The 16,228-nt window shown below is 72.7% G+C and carries 11 protein-coding genes and 1 pseudogene; 9 read left to right on the top strand and 3 right to left on the bottom strand.

Annotation, left to right across the window (positions count from 1 at the left end; all coding sequences use genetic code 11):
• Positions 1–84: 84 nt before the first annotated feature.
• On the bottom strand, positions 85–2,841 hold the full coding sequence (locus ABT123_RS22855) for a malto-oligosyltrehalose synthase (protein ID WP_351317676.1): 2,757 nt from the start codon (positions 2,839–2,841) through the stop codon (positions 85–87).
• An 82-nt stretch (positions 2,842–2,923) separates the two neighbouring features.
• Here ABT123_RS22855 and ABT123_RS22850 point away from each other — a divergent pair, with 82 nt between their 5' ends.
• Positions 2,924–4,228 carry an MFS transporter gene (locus ABT123_RS22850; protein WP_351317674.1) on the top strand — a complete coding sequence of 435 codons (1,305 nt, stop codon included), beginning with the start codon at positions 2,924–2,926 and terminating at the stop codon, positions 4,226–4,228.
• Here ABT123_RS22850 and glgX read toward each other — a convergent pair.
• Positions 4,213–6,327: a glycogen debranching protein GlgX gene (gene glgX / locus ABT123_RS22845; protein WP_351317672.1), complete on the bottom strand. Its 2,115-nt coding sequence runs from the start codon at positions 6,325–6,327 to the stop codon at positions 4,213–4,215. The two genes, ABT123_RS22850 and glgX, sit on opposite strands and share 16 nt — an antisense overlap.
• 258 nt (positions 6,328–6,585) lie before the next feature.
• Between glgX and ABT123_RS22840 the strand changes: the two genes are divergently transcribed.
• From ABT123_RS22840 to ABT123_RS22820, 5 genes are all read left to right on the top strand, one after another.
• Positions 6,586–7,821 (top strand): DUF5919 domain-containing protein, encoded by a 1,236-nt coding sequence (locus tag ABT123_RS22840; RefSeq protein WP_351317670.1) that lies wholly within the window; start codon positions 6,586–6,588, stop codon positions 7,819–7,821.
• 84 nt (positions 7,822–7,905) lie between these two features.
• Positions 7,906–8,643, top strand: a complete 738-nt coding sequence (locus tag ABT123_RS22835) for a 3'-5' exonuclease (RefSeq protein ID WP_351317668.1) — start codon at positions 7,906–7,908, stop codon at positions 8,641–8,643.
• A 178-nt stretch (positions 8,644–8,821) separates the two neighbouring features.
• The gene (locus ABT123_RS22830) at positions 8,822–9,967 is read left to right on the top strand and encodes a hypothetical protein (RefSeq protein WP_351317666.1); all 1,146 of its coding nucleotides are present in this window, start codon (positions 8,822–8,824) and stop codon (positions 9,965–9,967) included.
• Positions 9,964–11,700 (top strand): Hsp70 family protein, encoded by a 1,737-nt coding sequence (locus ABT123_RS22825; RefSeq protein ID WP_351317664.1) that lies wholly within the window; start codon positions 9,964–9,966, stop codon positions 11,698–11,700. The genes ABT123_RS22830 and ABT123_RS22825 overlap by 4 nt, the downstream gene beginning before the upstream one ends.
• Before the next feature lie 10 nt (positions 11,701–11,710).
• On the top strand, positions 11,711–12,358 hold the full coding sequence (locus tag ABT123_RS22820) for a hypothetical protein (protein WP_351317663.1): 648 nt from the start codon (positions 11,711–11,713) through the stop codon (positions 12,356–12,358).
• A gap of 11 nt (positions 12,359–12,369) precedes the next feature.
• Here ABT123_RS22820 and ABT123_RS22815 read toward each other — a convergent pair whose 3' ends face one another.
• Positions 12,370–13,221 carry a phosphotransferase enzyme family protein gene (locus ABT123_RS22815; RefSeq protein WP_351317661.1) on the bottom strand — a complete coding sequence of 284 codons (852 nt, stop codon included), beginning with the start codon at positions 13,219–13,221 and terminating at the stop codon, positions 12,370–12,372.
• Here ABT123_RS22815 and mgt point away from each other — a divergent pair.
• From mgt to ABT123_RS22800, 3 genes and pseudogenes are all read left to right on the top strand, one after another.
• A pseudogene (gene mgt / locus ABT123_RS22810) lies at positions 13,220–14,544 on the top strand (macrolide-inactivating glycosyltransferase). The gene ABT123_RS22815 and the pseudogene mgt sit on opposite strands and share 2 nt — an antisense overlap.
• Positions 14,541–15,116, top strand: a complete 576-nt coding sequence (locus tag ABT123_RS22805; protein WP_351317657.1) for a DUF1697 domain-containing protein — start codon at positions 14,541–14,543, stop codon at positions 15,114–15,116. Before mgt ends, ABT123_RS22805 begins: the two are co-directional and overlap by 4 nt.
• Before the next feature lie 71 nt (positions 15,117–15,187).
• Positions 15,188–16,189 carry a ketopantoate reductase family protein gene (locus ABT123_RS22800; protein WP_351317655.1) on the top strand — a complete coding sequence of 334 codons (1,002 nt, stop codon included), beginning with the start codon at positions 15,188–15,190 and terminating at the stop codon, positions 16,187–16,189.
• The last annotated feature ends 39 nt before the right edge of the window (positions 16,190–16,228 follow it).

The raw sequence follows: 16,228 nt of genomic DNA, 5'->3' as shown, positions 1-16,228 counted from the left end.
TGTGAGATGCCCGTCACACGCTCCGTGTATCCGGGGTCGAACGGCGGTCCTACTGCCGGTGCGGCGGGACCGTCCTGAGGCACCTCACTCCCGGACGAGGACCGCGACCGGGGAGCCGGAGCGGTCGCCTGAACCCGGCCCGAGCAGCACGGACAGCGCGACCGTGCCTTCGTACGGGTCGCTGCTGCGGGCGAAGGCGGAGGTCCAGCGGCCCGGCGGCAGCGGCAGGGCCGTGTCCCGCCAGCCGCCCGCCTCCGCGAGCCGGAGGGCGAGCCGGGTCACGGCCACCAGCAGGGCGTCCGCCCGGGTGAAGGCGAGGCAGTGCTCCGCCGCCGGGCCGTCCGCGGCCAGCTGGGCGTACCCGCGGAACAGGCCGGGCCGGGAGCGCCGCAGCCGCAGCAGCGCGGCCGTCAGGGCCAGCTTCTCCTCCGACAGCCCGGCCGGCGCCGACCCGGCGTCGAGCCGGGCCAGGGTTTCCCGGTGGAAGCGGGCCGGCCGCCGGTTGTCGGGGTCCACCAGGGCGCGGTACTCCGCCTCGCCGCCCTGGTAGACCTCGGGCACCCCGGGCATGGCCAGCTGGAGGGCGGTGGCCCCGAGGGTGTTGGCCCGCACGGCCGGCGCCAGGCCGGCGAGCGCGCCCGTACCGGGGCCGGCGCAGTGGTCGGCGTAGGCCGGTACGGTCTCCTCGTACGCCGGGTCGGGGTCGGTCCAACTGGTCCGCAGGGCGGCCTCCTTGGCCGCCTTCAGGAGGGCTCCGGCCAGCCGTTCCGGCCCGTCCGGGACCGCCCCGAGACCCAGCGCGCTCTGGGCGGCGACCCAGGCGAGCTGGGGGTCGCCGGGGCCTGGCCCGTCCGGGCCGCCGGGGAGCCGCAGGGCGTCCGGCCGCTCCGAGAGCGCGGCGATCCGGGCCCGGACGTCGGCGCTGCGCTTGGTGTCGTGCGTGGAGAGGACGGTGCCGGAGGCGGGCCAGTCCTGCTCCAGGTGGGCGCAGTACGCGTGGAACTCGGCCGGGGTGACGGCAGGCCGGCCGGGGTCTCCGCCGACCTCGGTGGCCGACAGCAGCGGGGCGTACCGGTAGAAGGCGCGGTCCTCCAGGGACTTGGCGCGCAGCGCGGCGGAGGTCTGGGCGAACCGGGCGGCGAAGGCGGGCGAGGCGCGCAGCAGCGCGCGGACCCGCTCGACAGCCTCGGCCCCGGCGGTCTCCCGAGCCCGCGCCACCGCCTCCGGCGCAAGCTCACCGCCCCCGGGATACGGCCGATAAACCGGATACCCCACCAACAACGCCCCCACAGCTCCGACCAGTTCCCCGCCACCGCCAACCGGATCCGGTCCGACCGCTCCGGCCACGCCCGCTCCGGCCGGAGCCGCATCCACCGACCCCGGCCCGGCCCCGCCCTCGGGCGGGCCCGCTCGGAGGGGTCCGGCTCCGCCCGCCGCAGCCGGCTCGGCTCCGGCCGACGCCTCACCCACAGGCCCGGGCCCCGCCGCGCCCTCGGCCCGGCCCGCTCCGAGGGCCCCGGCCCCGCCCGCCGCGGCCGGCTCGGCTCCGGCCGGAGCCCCGCCCGCCGGTTCGGCCCCGCCCAGCCCGGCTGGTGCCCCGCCCGCGGGGCTTGGCCCCGCCGGTCCCGCCGCGCACATGGCCGGGCCCGCTCCGAGGGGGCCGGCCCGGCCCGCCGCAGGCGGCTCGGCTCCGGCCGGAGCCCCGCCCACCGGCCCCGGCCCCGCCGGCCCCGCCCCGCCCGCCGGGCCCGGCCCCGCCGGCCCCGCCCCGCCCATGGCGGCCGTGGCCGCCAAGCGCAGCAAGGCCGACAGTTCCGGGGCAAGGTCCTCCGTCAGGACCGACGCGGCGGAGCGGGTGGCTACCGTCGGCCAGTCGGGGGAGCCGGTGGTTGCGCGGTAGCGGGCGGCCAGGGCGTCCGCGCCCGACGGGTCCACGAATACGCCGTCCACCCGGTGCAGCGCGTCGTACCCCGTGGTTCCCGCCACCGGCCAGGTGCCCGGCAGCCGCTCCTCCCGGGCGAGGATCTTCTCCACCACCACCCAGCAGCCCCCGCCCACCGCCCCCCGCAGCCGCCGCAGATAGCCCTCCGGGTCGGCCAGCCCGTCCACGTGGTCGATCCGCAGGCCCACCAACACCCCGTCCCGGACCAGCTCCAGCACCTTCGCGTGGGTGGCCGCGAACACCTCCGGCTCCTCCACCCGGACCCCGATCAGCTCCGAAATCGTAAAGAACCGCCGGTAGTTGAGCGAGGTGCGGGCCTCCCGCCACCAGGCCGCCCGGTACCACTGCGCGGCCAGCAGCTCCGGCAGCGGAAGCCCCTCCGTGCCGGCCCGCAGCGGGAACTCGTGGTCCTCGTACCGCAGCAGCCCGCCGTCCACCCGCAACCGCTCCGGCTCCGGCGGCCCGCCCAGCACCGGCAGCAGCAGCTGCCCGCCGCCCGCCGCCCAGTCGATGTCGAACCAGCGGGCGTACGGCGACCCGGGCCCCTCCCGCAGCACCTCCCACAGCGGGCGGTTGAGCCGCAGCGGGGACGGCACCGCCATGTGGTTCGGGACGATGTCCAGCACCAGGCCCAGCCCGTGCCCGCGAGCGGTCCGGGCCAGCGCGCGCAGCCCGGGCTCGCCGCCGAGCTCCGCTCGCACCCGGCCGTGGTCCACCACGTCGTACCCGTGGGCCGAGCCGGGCACCGCCTCCAGCACCGGGGACAGGTGCAGATGTGACACACCGAGCGAAGCGAGATACGGTACGGCCGCCTCCGCGTCACCGAACGTAAAGCCGGGATGCAATTGGAGCCGGTAGGTGGATGTGGGGGCGGTGGCGGGGGCGTACTGCTGGGTCATGAGAACGTACGTACCCAGCAATGCCGATTCCGTGCCATTGCCCAGTGCATCCGGGTGACTCCATCCGGTTAGCGTGTGGCCGGTGGTTGGAACCGTCGACACCTATCGCAAAGTCATCGCCCTGACCGGGCCCCTTCTCCCGCTCTTCTCCTTCCTCGCCCGACTCCCCGTCGCCATGTCCCAGTTCGGGAGCGTGCTGCTGGTCGCCGAGACCAGCGGCTCGCTGGCCACCGCCGGAGTCGTGGGCGGCACGCTGTCCGCCGGACAGGTGGTCTGCGGCCCCGTACTCGGCCGGATCGCCGACCGGCGCGGGCAGCGCCCCGTCGTCCTGACCGCCGCCGCGGTGAACGCCCTCGCCACCGGCGCCCTGGTCGCAGGTGCGCTCGGCGGACTGGACACCGTCCCGCTCGCCCTGATCGGCGCCGTCACCGGCGCCTCCGTACCGCTCATCGGGCCGCTCGCCCGGACCCGCTCCGTGGCCCTCGCCCACCGCGCCAAGGCCGACGAGAGCGTCGTCGGCGCCGTGCACTCGCTCGAAGGCACCCTCGACGAGGTCTCGTTCGTAATCGGCCCCGCCCTGGTCGGGCTGGCCGCGCTGCTCGCCCACCCCGCCGTCGCCCTCGGCGCCGCCGCCGCCCTCGTCGCGGTCTTTGCGACCGCCTACGCGCTGCACCCGACCGCCGCCGTCACGGCCGGACCGCCCGCGCCCGGAGCCGCCAAGACCCCGGGCACGCGCCGGACCAGGACCAGGCCGCCCGGCGTGGTGTACTCCGTCCGCGCTTCCCTCGCTCTGCAGGGCGCCATGTTCGGCGGCTGCCAGGCCGGAATCGCCGCGCTCACCGCCGAGTTGGGGGCACCCGGCCAGGCCGGGACCGTGTACGCCGCCATGGGCGTGGTCAGTGCCATCGTGGGCCTCGCCCTCGGCGCGCTGCCGGCCTGCTTCGGCCTCCGGCTGCGCTGGCGGGTGGCCACCGCCGCCGCCCTGCTGCTCTCCGTGCCGCTGCTGTTCACCGGCAGCCTGTGGAGCCTCTACGCCGTGGTGACCGTCCTCGGAGCCGCCTACGCCCCGCACCTGATCACCGCGTTCTCGCTGACCGAGCGGCATGTGGAGCCGGCCCGGCTGGCCGAGGCGATGGCCTTCGCGGCCAGCTCCCTGGTGGCCGGCCAGGCCCTCGCGCTCGCCCTCTCCGGCCGGCTCGCCGAGTGGTACGGGCCGTCCGGCGCCTTCGCGGTGGCCGTCGGCGCCGCCGCGCTCAGCCTGGGCCTGGCCCTCCTCACCCGGGTGCCGGCCGCCCGCACCCACACCGTGACCGCCTCCATCCCGGACCGGCAGACCGCGTCGCCCGACACCCCCACCACCCATACGCGCAGCTACGCCGGCCGCTGAAGCACCACCAGGCTCCGCCCCGTCAGCGCCACCCGGTCGCCGGCCGCCAACTGCGGTCCGGTGCCGGGTGGCATCACCTCCGCCCGGGCCGTGTCGACGATCAGCCGCCACTGGGCGCCGTGCCCGGCCGGGAGGGTGAACTCCTGGGGATCCGCACTGGCGTTGAACATCAGCAGGAACGAGTCGTCGGTGATCCGCTCGCCGCGGACGCCGGGCTCGGAGATCGCCTCGCCGTTGAGGAACACGGTCAGGGCGCGGGTGTTCTGCGCCTGCCAGTCGCGGGCGCGCATCTCCTCGCCGTGCGGGGTGAACCAGGCGATGTCCGACAGCTCGTCGTGGGTGCCCTCCACCGGCCGCCCGTGGAAGAACCTGCGGCGCCGGAACACCGGGTGGTTGCGCCGCAGCCACACCATCTGCCGGGTGAACTCCAGCAGCGGCGGAGGCGGTTTGCCGAGGTCCGGCCACTCCACCCAGGACAGCTCGTTGTCCTGGCAGTACGCGTTGTTGTTGCCGCCCTGGCTGCGGGCGAACTCGTCGCCGTGGCTGAGCATCGGCACCCCCTGGGACAGCATCAGGGTGGCCGTGAAGTTGCGCATCTGACGGGCCCGCAGCTCCAGGATTTCCGGATCGCCGGTCGGCCCCTCCACCCCGCAGTTCCAGGACCGGTTGTGGCTCTCCCCGTCCCGGTTGCCCTCCCGGTTCGCCTCGTTGTGCTTCTCGTTGTAGGAGACCAGGTCGTGCAGGGTGAAACCGTCGTGGCAGGTAGTGAAGTTGATGGAGGCCAGCGGGCGCCGCCCGTCGTCCTGGTACAGGTCGGAGGAGCCGGTCAGCCGGCCCGCGAAATCGGCGAGGGTGCGCGGCTGGCCGCGCCACAGGTCCCGTACGGTGTCCCGGTACTTGCCGTTCCACTCGGTCCACAGCGGCGGGAAGTTGCCCACCTGGTACCCGCCCTCGCCCAGGTCCCAGGGTTCCGCGATCAGCTTCACCTGGCTGACCACCGGATCCTGCTGCACCAGGTCGAAGAACGAGGACAGCCGGTCCACCTCGTGGAACTGGCGGGCGAGGGTGGCCGCCAGGTCGAAGCGGAAGCCGTCCACATGCATCTCGGTGACCCAGTACCGCAGCGAGTCCATGATCAGCTGGAGCACGTGCGGGGACCGCATCAGCAGCGAGTTCCCGGTGCCGGTGGTGTCCGTGTAGTAGCGGGCGTCCTCCGCCAGCCGGTAGTACGAGGAGTTGTCCAGCCCCCGGAAGGACAGCGTGGGGCCCAGGTGGTTCCCCTCCGCCGTGTGGTTGTAGACCACGTCGAGGATCACCTCGATCCCCGCCTCGTGCAGCGCCCGGACCGCCGACTTGAACTCCAGCACCTGCTGGCCGCGGTCCCCGGAGGCATAGCGGTTGTGCGGGGCGAAGAACCCGATGGTGTTGTAGCCCCAGTAGTTGCTCAGCCCGTCGTCGACCAGCCGGTGGTCGTTGATGAACTGGTGCACCGGCATCAGCTCCAGCGCCGTCACCCCGAGCTTCGTCAGATGCCCGATGACCGCCGGATGGGCGAGCGCCCCGTACGTGCCGCGCATTTCCTCCGGAAGATCGGGGTGACGCATGGTCAGCCCCTTGACGTGGGCCTCGTACAGCACCGTGTGGTGGTACTCGTGGCGCGGCGGCCGGTCGTTGGCCCAGTCGAAGTACGGGTTCACCACCACCGAGCTCATCGTGTGCGGGGCGGAGTCCAGGTTGTTGCGGGAGTCGGGGCGGCCGAAGTGGTAGCCGTACACCTCCTCGCCCCAGGAGACGGACCCGCTGATGGCCCGCGCGTACGGGTCCAGCAGCAGCTTGGCCGCGTTGCAGCGGTGTCCGCGCTCGGGCTCGTACGGGCCGTGCACCCGGAAGCCGTACCGCTGGCCGGGCATGATGCCGGGCAGATAGGCGTGCCGGACGAAGGCGTCCGTCTCGCGCAGTTCCACCGCGGTCTCCGAACCGTCGTCGTGCAACAGGCACAGCTCGATGCGCCTGGCGGCCTCGGAGTAGACCGCGAAGTTGGTGCCGGCGCCGTCGTACGTCGCGCCGAGGGGATACGCCTGCCCGGGCCAGACCTGCATAGATGCGACTCTTCCACTCCTGATCAGGCGTCGGTTGGTCTCCGCCAGATCTTCCCCGAAAGGGGGGCTCCGCGGGGGGACTTGCGCAGGTCCTACCGGGTGACCCCGTCCACCTGATATGCGGGTCAGCGGACTGTCCGGGAATCCGATGATGAGTCAACAGGCCCCCGTTGTCAGGGCCATCCGGCTGCACCGGGCCGGGTGCGCGGAGTACCCTTCCTTGATCACTGGAGGGGTAGCGGAAGGGCGGGTGCACGGGTGAGCTCGGGAGGTCTGGAGCTGCCCCCTGGTGACGGCGGTCACGAGGGCGGCGCCGCGGAGGCCGGGGCGGTCTCCCTGGCAGGACCGGAGGCGCCCGGCGGAGTCTCCCGTACCGGCGCCGAGCTGGACTGGGGCGCGGACGCCTGGAGCGAGGTCCGCACCCGGGCCCAGCGGGCCGGCCGTGCATACATCTGGCTGAACCTGATCGAGCAGCGGCTGCGGGCCGTGGTGGGCGCGGTGCTGCGGCCGATCTACGAACCGGTGCACGGCCAGGACGACTGGGTGGTCGCGGCGGCCGGACCGGCCGGGCAGGAATGGGTGCAGCGCGCGGTCGCGGTCCGCGAGGTCAGCCGCCGCAAGGGCTACCTCCTCGACCCGGCCGACGACAACGTTCTCTCCTTCCTGACCCTTCCGCAGCTGCGGGAGCTGATGGTCCAGCACTGGCCGTGCTTCGAGCCCTACTTCGACGACCGGCGGGAGATCGAACTCGCCCTGGACGAGCTCGAGGTCACCCGCAACGTGGTCTCCCGCAACCGCGCCCTCTCGCAGGCGGTGCTGGCGCAGGCGGAGCGGGCCTCGGCCCGGCTGCTGGAGGTGCTGGGCGGCGGCGCCGGCAGCCCCTCCGCGGACCGGCTGCCCATCGACGCCGTCGAGGACCTGGTCGGCGACCGGTACGCGGACGTCATCTCGGTCCACCCCGACCGGGTCCGGCTCCAGCGCCAGCTGCCTGCCGAGGACCTGTTCGGGGGCGCCCGGCGGCTGGACGCCATCGGCATAGGACTGAACCTCCTCGTCCAGAACTTCTCGGGCCGAAGACTCGTCCGGCTGGTGGAGGCGGGCTGCCGGGTCCGGCTGCTGTTCCTGAACCCGGCGAGCAGCGCGGTCAAGCGGCGGGAGCGGGAGCTGGGCCTGCGCAAGGGCGAGCTGAGCCGCTCGGTGGAGATGAACATCCTGCACGTCCGCCGGGTCCGGGCGGGCCTGAGCGACCCCTCGGGCTTCTCCATCCACGTCTTCGACGAGACCCCGCGGTTCACCGCCTACCTGGTGGAGGGCGAGACCTCGGGGATCGCGGTGGTCCAGTCGTACCTGCGCCGGGCCCGCGGCATGGAGGCCCCGGTCCTGGTGCTGCGCGGCGGCGGCCGGGGCGTGCCCAAGGATGCCGACCACGGCCTGTTCACCACCTACCGGGAGGAATTCGAATCGGTGTGGGAGGACTCCCGCCCGGTGTCCTGAGTGTCAGTGCGCCGTGGCAGGCTGAAAGCCGTTGCCGCTGCGGCAGCGGCAACGCCATGCACATGCACACGGGGGAGGGGCGCCATGGGGGAGTGGCACGGGGGAACGCTGATCGGGTTCGACCTGGAGACGACCGGCACGGAACCGGGGGAGTCGCGGATCGTCACGGCCGCGCTGGTGGAGGTGGCCGGCGGAGTGGTCGGCCGGCGGCGCGGCTGGCTGGCCGATCCCGGGATACCGATCCCCGAGGAGGCCGCGGCGATCCACGGGATCAGTACGGAGCGGGCGGTCCGGGAGGGCCGGCCGGCCCGGGAGGTCGCGGACGAGGTGGCCTCGGCGCTGGCCGGACTGTGGCGGCGCGGCGCGGTGGTGGTGGCGTACAACGCGGCCTTCGACTTGACCCTGCTTGCGGCGGAACTCGCCCGGTACGGCCTGCCCTCGCTGGCCGACCGGCTCGGCGGGGTGGCGACCGGGCCGGTGGTGGACCCGCTGACCATCGACCGGGCCGTCGACCGGTACCGCCGCGGCAAGCGCACCCTGGAGGCGGTCTGCGGGGTGTACGGGGTGCGGCTGGAGGCCGCCCACGACGCGGGCGCGGACGCCCTGGCCGCGGTGCAGGTGGCCCGGGCGATAGCGGCCCGCCACCCCGGCGTGGCCGCGCTCACCCCGGCCGAACTGCACGCCGAACAGATCCGCTGGCACGCCCGCTGGGCCGGCGACTTCCAGTCCTACCTCCGCCGCCAGGGCACCCCGGACGCGGTGATCGACACCGCCTGGCCGCTCCGCGGCCTGGCTCCGGCACCGGCGGGCGCGGGGGCCTGAGGAGCGCGGGGCGGGGGTTCGCGGGATCTTGGGATCTCGGTGGCGTGATCCCGCGAGAAATGGATCATGGACGTAGGCGGGCGTCGGTCGACTGACACAGGGGGAGCGCGTTTTGTTGTCTGCGGGACTGGCTACAGGTTTGTCCGGCCTGAGCGGAAATCTGCTGACGCTGTACAAGATGAAGAAGGACGGAACCTTCCAGGCGCAGCAGGACTTGCTGTCCATGCTGCGGGAGGAAGAGGCCGAGAGCGCGTACCGCCGTTCTCTGGAGCGTGACGCCATCCAAGCGCGGAGGCAGCAGTCCGACGCCGCCACGGCACACGCCCACGGGATCGAGCGGGACTGGCAGCAGGCGAGGATCGGCCACCAGATCAAGACCATCCAGGACCGGATGGAGCGGGAACTGCGGGAATCGCCGTTCTCCTTCGCCGCCGACGAGTTCTACGACATGGTGCACCAGGCGACGGGCGGAGGTTCGGTGCCCGCCCTGCTGGTGGCCCCGTTCGTGCGTGACGATCTGAACGGGCAGCAGAACGACGAGGGCCCGCAGTCCTTCAGGTTCTCCATCAGGCGGGCCTGGAGCCAGTCGGAGTGGTCGGCGGATCTGGCCGGTATGGACGGTGCGATCAGCCGGCCGCTGCGCAACACCGATGTCGACATCCTGATCATCCAGAGAGCGTTGCGGGACCTCCCGGTGGTCCTGGTGTACGGGGTGGTCCAGGCGAATCGGCGGGTCTGGCCCTCGCTGTGCGCATGGAACATCGTGGACTCCCCGGAGCTGCGCTCGATCCATATGACCTTTCCCCCGCTGCCCCTGCCGGATCCCGTGCCCGATTCCGCCCCGCAGAGCGCTGCTCAACTGGCCTTCGAAGACGAGCTCGGTACGTCCACGGCCATCACCGCAGGCCTGATCGCCGAGTGGTTCCACCTCGTGCGCAGCGGGCGGACCCCCAGGCTGCACGCGCTGCTGCCGACGGAGCTGACGGGAGAGCGCCGGGTGATCGCCGCCGGCCTGGCGGCCTCGTACGAGGTGGCGCTGGAGCGCGAACGGATCGACGCGGTGTCGGGCCGGGTCGGCCAGGCCGAGATGTATGTGGCCGCGGAGCTGCGCGACCAGGCGGCCGGGGCGGCGCTCCAGGCGCTGGCAGCCGCGGAGCAGGCGGTGCGGTCGGATCAGGCGACGGTGCCTCCGGCGAGCCTCAGGCGGCTCATCCCGCTGCTCGAGTCGCTCGATCTGTACGAGGAGACGCCCCGGGCCAGGCAGGCCCTCGAATCGGCCGCGCGTCTCAGTGTCCTGCGCAATCTCGGTTGGAGGAACCGGTGAAGCAACACATCATCGCGGCGATCGACTTCGGCACGCACGGCTCCGGTTACGGGTGGACGACCGTCGAAGACCGCCACCGGGACCCGAAGAAGCGGGCGGTTCATTTCCGGACCCGGTGGCAGGGTCTGTCCACCACCTATCCGAAGAACCTCACCGCGCTCTTGATCGACCGGAAGGGCGAGCTGGTCGCCTGGGGATATGAGGCGCGGAGCAAGTGGGTGACGAAGGTCGCCCGGGGCGAGGCCGAAGGCTTTGAGTACCACAACGGGTTCAAGATGTCGCTGGCCGCGGCGAAGAGCGACGGGACCGAGGAGATCGAGGGCGGACGCCTGACTCCCGAGCGGTCGCGTCACCTCGTCACGCTGTACCTCCGCGAGGTCTACTCCGCCGCGGTCGCCGAGATCGAGCTGAGCGGGTTCTCCCACGAGGAGATCCGGTGGTGCCTGACCGTGCCGGCGATCTGGAACGACTACCAGAAGCAGCTGATGCGCGAGGCCGCGGTGGCCGCCGGCCTCCCCGACGACGAGCAGCGGCTGCAACTCGTGATCGAACCCGAGGCGGCGGCCTATCACGCCCGGGTCTCCGGCGTCCGCACCGTTCGGGCGAGCGGGGGCCGGAACAACCTCATGAACAAGGGCTCGCGCTTCCTCGTCGCCGACTGCGGCGGCGGCACCATCGACATCACCGCCTACCGCACCGACGACCGGAACCGGCTGGAGGAGATCGGCCGGGAATGCGGCGGGAAATACGGCTCGGAGTACGTCAACCAGGCCTTCCTGGAGCGCGTCCTGGCCAAGCGGCTGGGGTCCTTCGAGGCCCTCGACCGGGTGCGCGCCGAGGCGCCGGCCGCCCTGTTGCAGGTGCTGGGGGACTGGGAGAAGGAGAAGGCCCACGTCGAAACGGCCTCGACCGACGACATCTACCTCCAGCTGCCGGCAGCCATCGACCGCCTGCTCACCAAGGAGGAGTACGTCTCGCTCGGTGACCAGCAGGGTGGCATCACCGACCACATCGTCGTGACGGCGGACGAGGCAAGGGACATTTTCGAGTCCGTCCTGCCGGACGTGCTCGCGCTTGTCGACAAGCAGCTGGCAGAGATGAAGGCGCAGCGGCGCGGGGCGGCGGGCAAGGAACTGATCATCCTGGTGGGAGGGTTCGGCAGCTCCACGTACCTGCAGGAGCGGATGCAGGAGCACGTTGCCGACCGGGCGGTCGTCCTGGTGCCGCCGGAGCCGCATGTTGCGGTACTGCTCGGGGCCGTGCACTACACGTACGATCCGCAGACCAAGGCCCGGCGCGCGAGGTACACCTACGGCTGCCAGACTGCGATGGAGTTTCGGCCGGGGATCGATCCCGAGGAGAAGAAGCTGGTCGTTCCGGACGGCCGGGTGCGTTGCAACGACCGCTACAGCGTGTTCGTGTCGGCCGGGCAGAGCGTCCCCGTCGACGACGAGGTCGCACGCTCGTTCTCTCCGCTGTACGAGAATCAGAAGAGCCTCGTCTTCGACCTCTACACCTCGCCGGAGAAGTCGCCGCGTTATGTCACCGATTCCGGCTGCACCAAGGTCGGAACCGTCGAAGTGGACCTCTCAGAGGTCATGGACCTGCCGCTCGCCCGGCGTTCGGTCACCCTGTCCATGATGTTCGGCGAGGTCCAGATCCGGGTGGTGGCCAGGGTGAAGGCGACCGGCCGGACGACCGCGGCGCATGTCCGATTCAGTGCAGCAGGCTGACAGAGGGGGAATGGTGAGCAACGAAGCCGACCGACAGGCCCTGGACCAGATCCAGGCAACGCTGGCAGAGGTGCTGCGGCGCATCGATCTGATCACCGCCGATGTGGCGGGACTCGACCAGCGGTTCCACGAGACCCTGGCCAGGCTGACCCATTTCAGGGACGACCTGACCGGCGCGGACGACGAAACGCACCGCGCCGTGGCGGAGGAGATCGAAACATTCGTCGGCCAGAAGATCCTCCGGCTGGCCTATATGCGCGCGCGGGCCACCGAGGGCGGGCTGACCGGCCGCCAGACCGCACAACTGGTGAGCAAGCTGTGCGAGGCGTACCTGGTCCCGTCGGAGATAGACCTGACGCGGGTGCGGCGGCTGCTGAGGGCGCGCAAGGACGACGGGTGCTGGAAGGCGGCCGGCGAGGCCGCCCTCCAGGCGAAGCGGATCCTGCGGAGCGCCCGCGAACGGGGGATCGAGTTCTCCTGGGACTACGAGTGCGACGAGGGCTTTCCCCTTGACGAGTCGACGCAGCGAGCGTGGTCGAACTGCGATCCCGCCTCGGACGTGAGTTTCGTGGTGGTACCCGGTTACACCGTGGACGGCGTGCGGTACCTGCTGCAGCAGGTGTTCACCGAGTCCGCCGCAGCGGCCGGGAGGGACTGAGCTCCAGAGCTCTAGAACGAGTGCCAGCGGACCTCGGTGGCGCCGTCGCGGAGGGAGGCGAGGCGGCGGCGGAACTCCGCGAGGGCCTTGGGGTTGGCCGGGGCGTGCTGGGCGACCCAGGCGCAGCTGGCCGTCTCGCGGGCCCCGCGCAGGACCGCGCAGCCCTCCCAGTCGCGGACGTCCCAGCCGTACGCGGCCACGAAGGCCTCGTACGCCCCCTCGGGGAGGCCGTACCGGTCCCGTGACAGGGCCATCACCACCAGGTCGTGCTCCCGCAGGTCCGTTGCGAAGGTCTCCAGGTCCACCAGGACCGGCCCGTCCGGGCCCACATGGACATTGCGCGGGAGCGCGTCACCGTGGATCGGCCCCGGCGGCAGCTGCGGTACCAGCGCCGCCGCCTCGGCCGCGAAGGAGTCGCGCCGGGCCCGCAGGTACGCCGCATCCGCCGGGTCGACCGCCTCGCCGGCCAGCCGCAGCCAGCGCTCCACCCCGCCCAGCAGGTCCCGGCCGGGGAGCGCGAACGGCGGCGGCGCGAGTGTGTGCACCCGGCGCAGCAGCTCCGCCAGATCGGCCGGCCCGGCCGGGCGGACCGCGTCCGGGAGCCGGTGCCACAGGGTGACCGGGTGCCCGTCGGCGGACCGCGGCCCCGGTTCGGCGGCGCGCACCGCGGGGACCCCGGCCTCGGCGAGCCAGCCGGCGACGGCCAACTCCCGCTCGGCCCGCGGCAGCAGCTCCGCCGAGCGGCCCACCTTCGCCACCAGCGCGCCGACCGCGAACACGGCGTTCTCGCCGAGCGCGAGCAGCTCGGCCCGCTCCGTGACCCCGGCGCCCCTCAGCAGCTCCCTGGCCTGTGCCTCGTCCATCCCGCTCCGCTTTCCGACCTGCCGTGAATCCGCCAAGTCTCGCACCCGGAACACCCAAAAGAACTTGCACGAGACGTCTCGTCTCGTTACGGTAGCGGCATGACCTCAGCCAAGCCCGCACACATCGCCATGTTCTCCATCGCCGCCCCCGGGCACGTGAACCCGAGCATCGAAGTGATCCGGGAGCTCGTCACCCGTGGCCACCGCGTCAGTTACGCCATCCCCGCCGCCTTCGCCGAGAAGGTCGCGGAGACCGGCGCCACGCCGGTGATCTACACCTCCACCCTGCCCACCGACGACAAGCCCGAGGCCTGGGGCACCGAGCTCATCGACCACTTCGAACTCTTCCTCAATGAAGCCGTCCAGGTGCTGCCGCAGCTCGCCGCCGCCTTCGAAGGCGACGAACCCGACCTGGTCATCCACGACATCACCGCCTACCCGGCGAGGGTCCTGGCCCGCCGCTGGGGCGTCCCCGCCGTCTCCCTCTCCCCCAACCTGGTCGCCTGGGAGGGGTACGAGGAAGAGGTCGGAGAGCCCATGACCGCCCCCCTCAAGGCCTCCGCGCGCGGGCAGGCGTACTACGCCCGGTTCCGCGCCTGGCTCGACGAGAACGGCATCCCCGACGACCCCGACCGGTTCGTCGGCCGACCGCGCCGCAGCATCGTGCTGATCCCCAAGGCCCTTCAGCCGCAGGCCGACCGGGTCGACGAGAAGGTGCACACATTCGTCGGTGCCTGCCAGGGCGAGCGCACCGAACAGGGCAGCTGGCAGCGGCCGACGGCCGCCGAGGGCAAGAAGCTGGCCCTGGTCTCCCTCGGCTCCACCTTCACCAACCAGCCCGCCTTCTACCGGGCCTGCATGCAGGCCTTCGCAGACCTCCCCGACTGGCATCTGGTCCTGCAGATCGGCAGGTTCACCGACGAGGCCGAGCTCGGCGCGATCCCCGCCGGCACGGAGGTCCACCGCTGGGTGCCGCAGCTGGACATCCTGCGCCAGGCCGATGTGTTCATCACCCACGCCGGGGCCGGCGGCAGCCAGGAAGGCCTGGCCACCGGCACCCCGATGGTGGCCGTACCGCAGGCCGTCGACCAGTTCGGCAACGCCGACATGCTCGCCTCCCTGGGCGTGGCCCGGCACCTGCCGATGGCGGAGGCCACCGCCGAGAACCTGCGCGCCGCCGTCCTCGCCCTGACCGGCGACCCGGAGGTTGCGTCCCGCGCCGAGGAGATCCGTACGGAGATGGCCAAGGAGGGCGGCACACGGCAGGCGGCCGACCTCATCGAGGCCGAACTGTCAGAGGGGCGCCCTATGGTTCGCCCATGACGACCTCGACGACCAAGAAGTACGCAGCACTGCTGCGCGGCATCAATGTCGGCGGCGCCAAGAAGGTCCCGATGGCACAGCTGCGGGAGGTCCTGGAAGAACTCGGCCACACCGGGGTCCAGACCTACCTGCAGAGCGGCAATGCGGTCTTCACCGCCCCGGACCAGGACCCGGCCGCCCTGGCCCGCACCCTGGAGCGGGCCATAGAGGCCCGCTTCGGCTTCCGGGTGGCCACTCTGGTGGTCGACGGCCCCTACCTGCAGGCGGTCGCCGACGCCTGCCCCTACCCGGCCGCCGAGCTGGCAGGCAAGCAGCTGCACGCCACCTTCCTCTCGGAACAGCCGGCCCCGGACCGCTTCGCAGCCATCGACCGCGAGGCCTTCCTCCCGGAGGAGTTCACCGTCGGCAACCGGGTCCTCTACCTCTACGCCCCGAACGGCCTCGGCCGCTCCAAACTGGCCGAGGCCCTGCACCGCCCGGCCCTCCTGAAGGGCATCGACGCCACCACCCGCAACTGGAACACGGTCGCCAAACTGGTGGAACTCACTGCCGTCGAGGACCGGCGGGTCTGAATCACCCAGCAGCGCGCGGCCTTCCGCACCCGACCGCAGCCCAGGCCGACGGATGTGCCAGGCTCATCCCCATGCGGTACATCATCATCGGTGCGGGCGCGGTCGGCGCCACCCTCGGCGGACGCCTCGCGGAGTCCGGCCACGAGGTCGTCCTCGTCGCGCGCGGCGCCCACGCGGAAGCCCTGCGGGCGGACGGACTCCGGCTGACCACGGCCGACGGCACCCGGGTCCACCGGCTGCCGGTCGTGACCGCCCCCGCCGAACTCGGCGAGCTGCGGCCGGACGACGTCCTGTTCCTCGGGGTCAAGACCCAGGACGCCCTGGCCGCGCTCGATGCCTGGAGCGGTGCCGAGGTGGCGGGCGGCGGCACGGCGGCGCAGCGGCTGCCGGTGTTCTGCCTGCAGAACGGCGTGGAGGGCGAGCGGCTGGCGCTGCGCCGGTTCGCCCGGGTGTACGGGGTCTGCGTCTGGCTGCCGTCCACCTTCCTGGAACCGGGCACCGTATCGGCCCTGTGCGCACCCCTCACCGGCATCCTGCACCTGGGATGCGCGGCGGGCGGCACCGATGCGCTGGCCGGGCAGGTCGCCGCGGATCTGGCGAAGTCCGGCTTCGAGGCGCCGGTCGTCGAGGACGTGATGCGCTGGAAGCACGCGAAGCTGCTCGGCAACCTGGGCAACGCGATCCAGGCGACGACCGGCCCGGAACCGGATCCGGCCAAGGCCGCGCTGCTGCTGCGGGCGATCCGCGAGGCGAAGGCGGCGTACGCGGCGGCAGGCATCGCGTACGTGTCCGAGGCGGAGCAGTCGGCGGCGCGCGACGGGAAGGTGGACCAGCCGGCCGGTGTGCGCGGCGGCTCGTCCTGGCAGAGCCTTGCGCGGGGGACGGGCACGGTCGAAGCGGACTATCTGAACGGGGAGATCTGCCTGCTCGGGCGGCTGCACGGGGTCCCGACCCCGGTCAACGACGTCCTGCGGCACGCCGCGAACATCTTCGCCCGGGAGGGCCTGCCGCCGGGCGCCATGTCCATCGCGGACCTCACGGCCCTGGCGGACGAAGCCACCACCCGCGCGTAGCCGCAGCGCCGTTGCCGGGGCGATGCCCCGGACCGCGCG

The sequence above is a fragment of the Streptomyces sp. NPDC002054 genome (assembly GCF_040296685.1).
GTDB lineage: Bacteria > Actinomycetota > Actinomycetes > Streptomycetales > Streptomycetaceae > Streptomyces.
This window is presented reverse-complemented; position numbering and strand designations above follow the sequence as displayed.

What these genes read in the sequence shown, in the direction of transcription:
- ABT123_RS22830 (WP_351317666.1), top strand. Translation starts at nt 8,822, where the DNA reads ATGAAGAAGGACGGAACCTTCCAGGCGCAGCAGGACTTGCTGTCCATG.
- ABT123_RS22820 (WP_351317663.1), top strand. Translation starts at nt 11,711, where the DNA reads ATGGTGAGCAACGAAGCCGACCGACAGGCCCTGGACCAGATCCAGGCA.
- ABT123_RS22805 (WP_351317657.1), top strand. Translation starts at nt 14,541, where the DNA reads ATGACGACCTCGACGACCAAGAAGTACGCAGCACTGCTGCGCGGCATC.
- ABT123_RS22815 (WP_351317661.1), bottom strand. Translation starts at nt 13,221, where the DNA reads ATGGACGAGGCACAGGCCAGGGAGCTGCTGAGGGGCGCCGGGGTCACG.
- glgX (WP_351317672.1), bottom strand. Translation starts at nt 6,327, where the DNA reads ATGCAGGTCTGGCCCGGGCAGGCGTATCCCCTCGGCGCGACGTACGAC.
- ABT123_RS22835 (WP_351317668.1), top strand. Translation starts at nt 7,906, where the DNA reads ATGGGGGAGTGGCACGGGGGAACGCTGATCGGGTTCGACCTGGAGACG.
- ABT123_RS22800 (WP_351317655.1), top strand. Translation starts at nt 15,188, where the DNA reads ATGCGGTACATCATCATCGGTGCGGGCGCGGTCGGCGCCACCCTCGGC.
- ABT123_RS22855 (WP_351317676.1), bottom strand. Translation starts at nt 2,841, where the DNA reads ATGACCCAGCAGTACGCCCCCGCCACCGCCCCCACATCCACCTACCGG.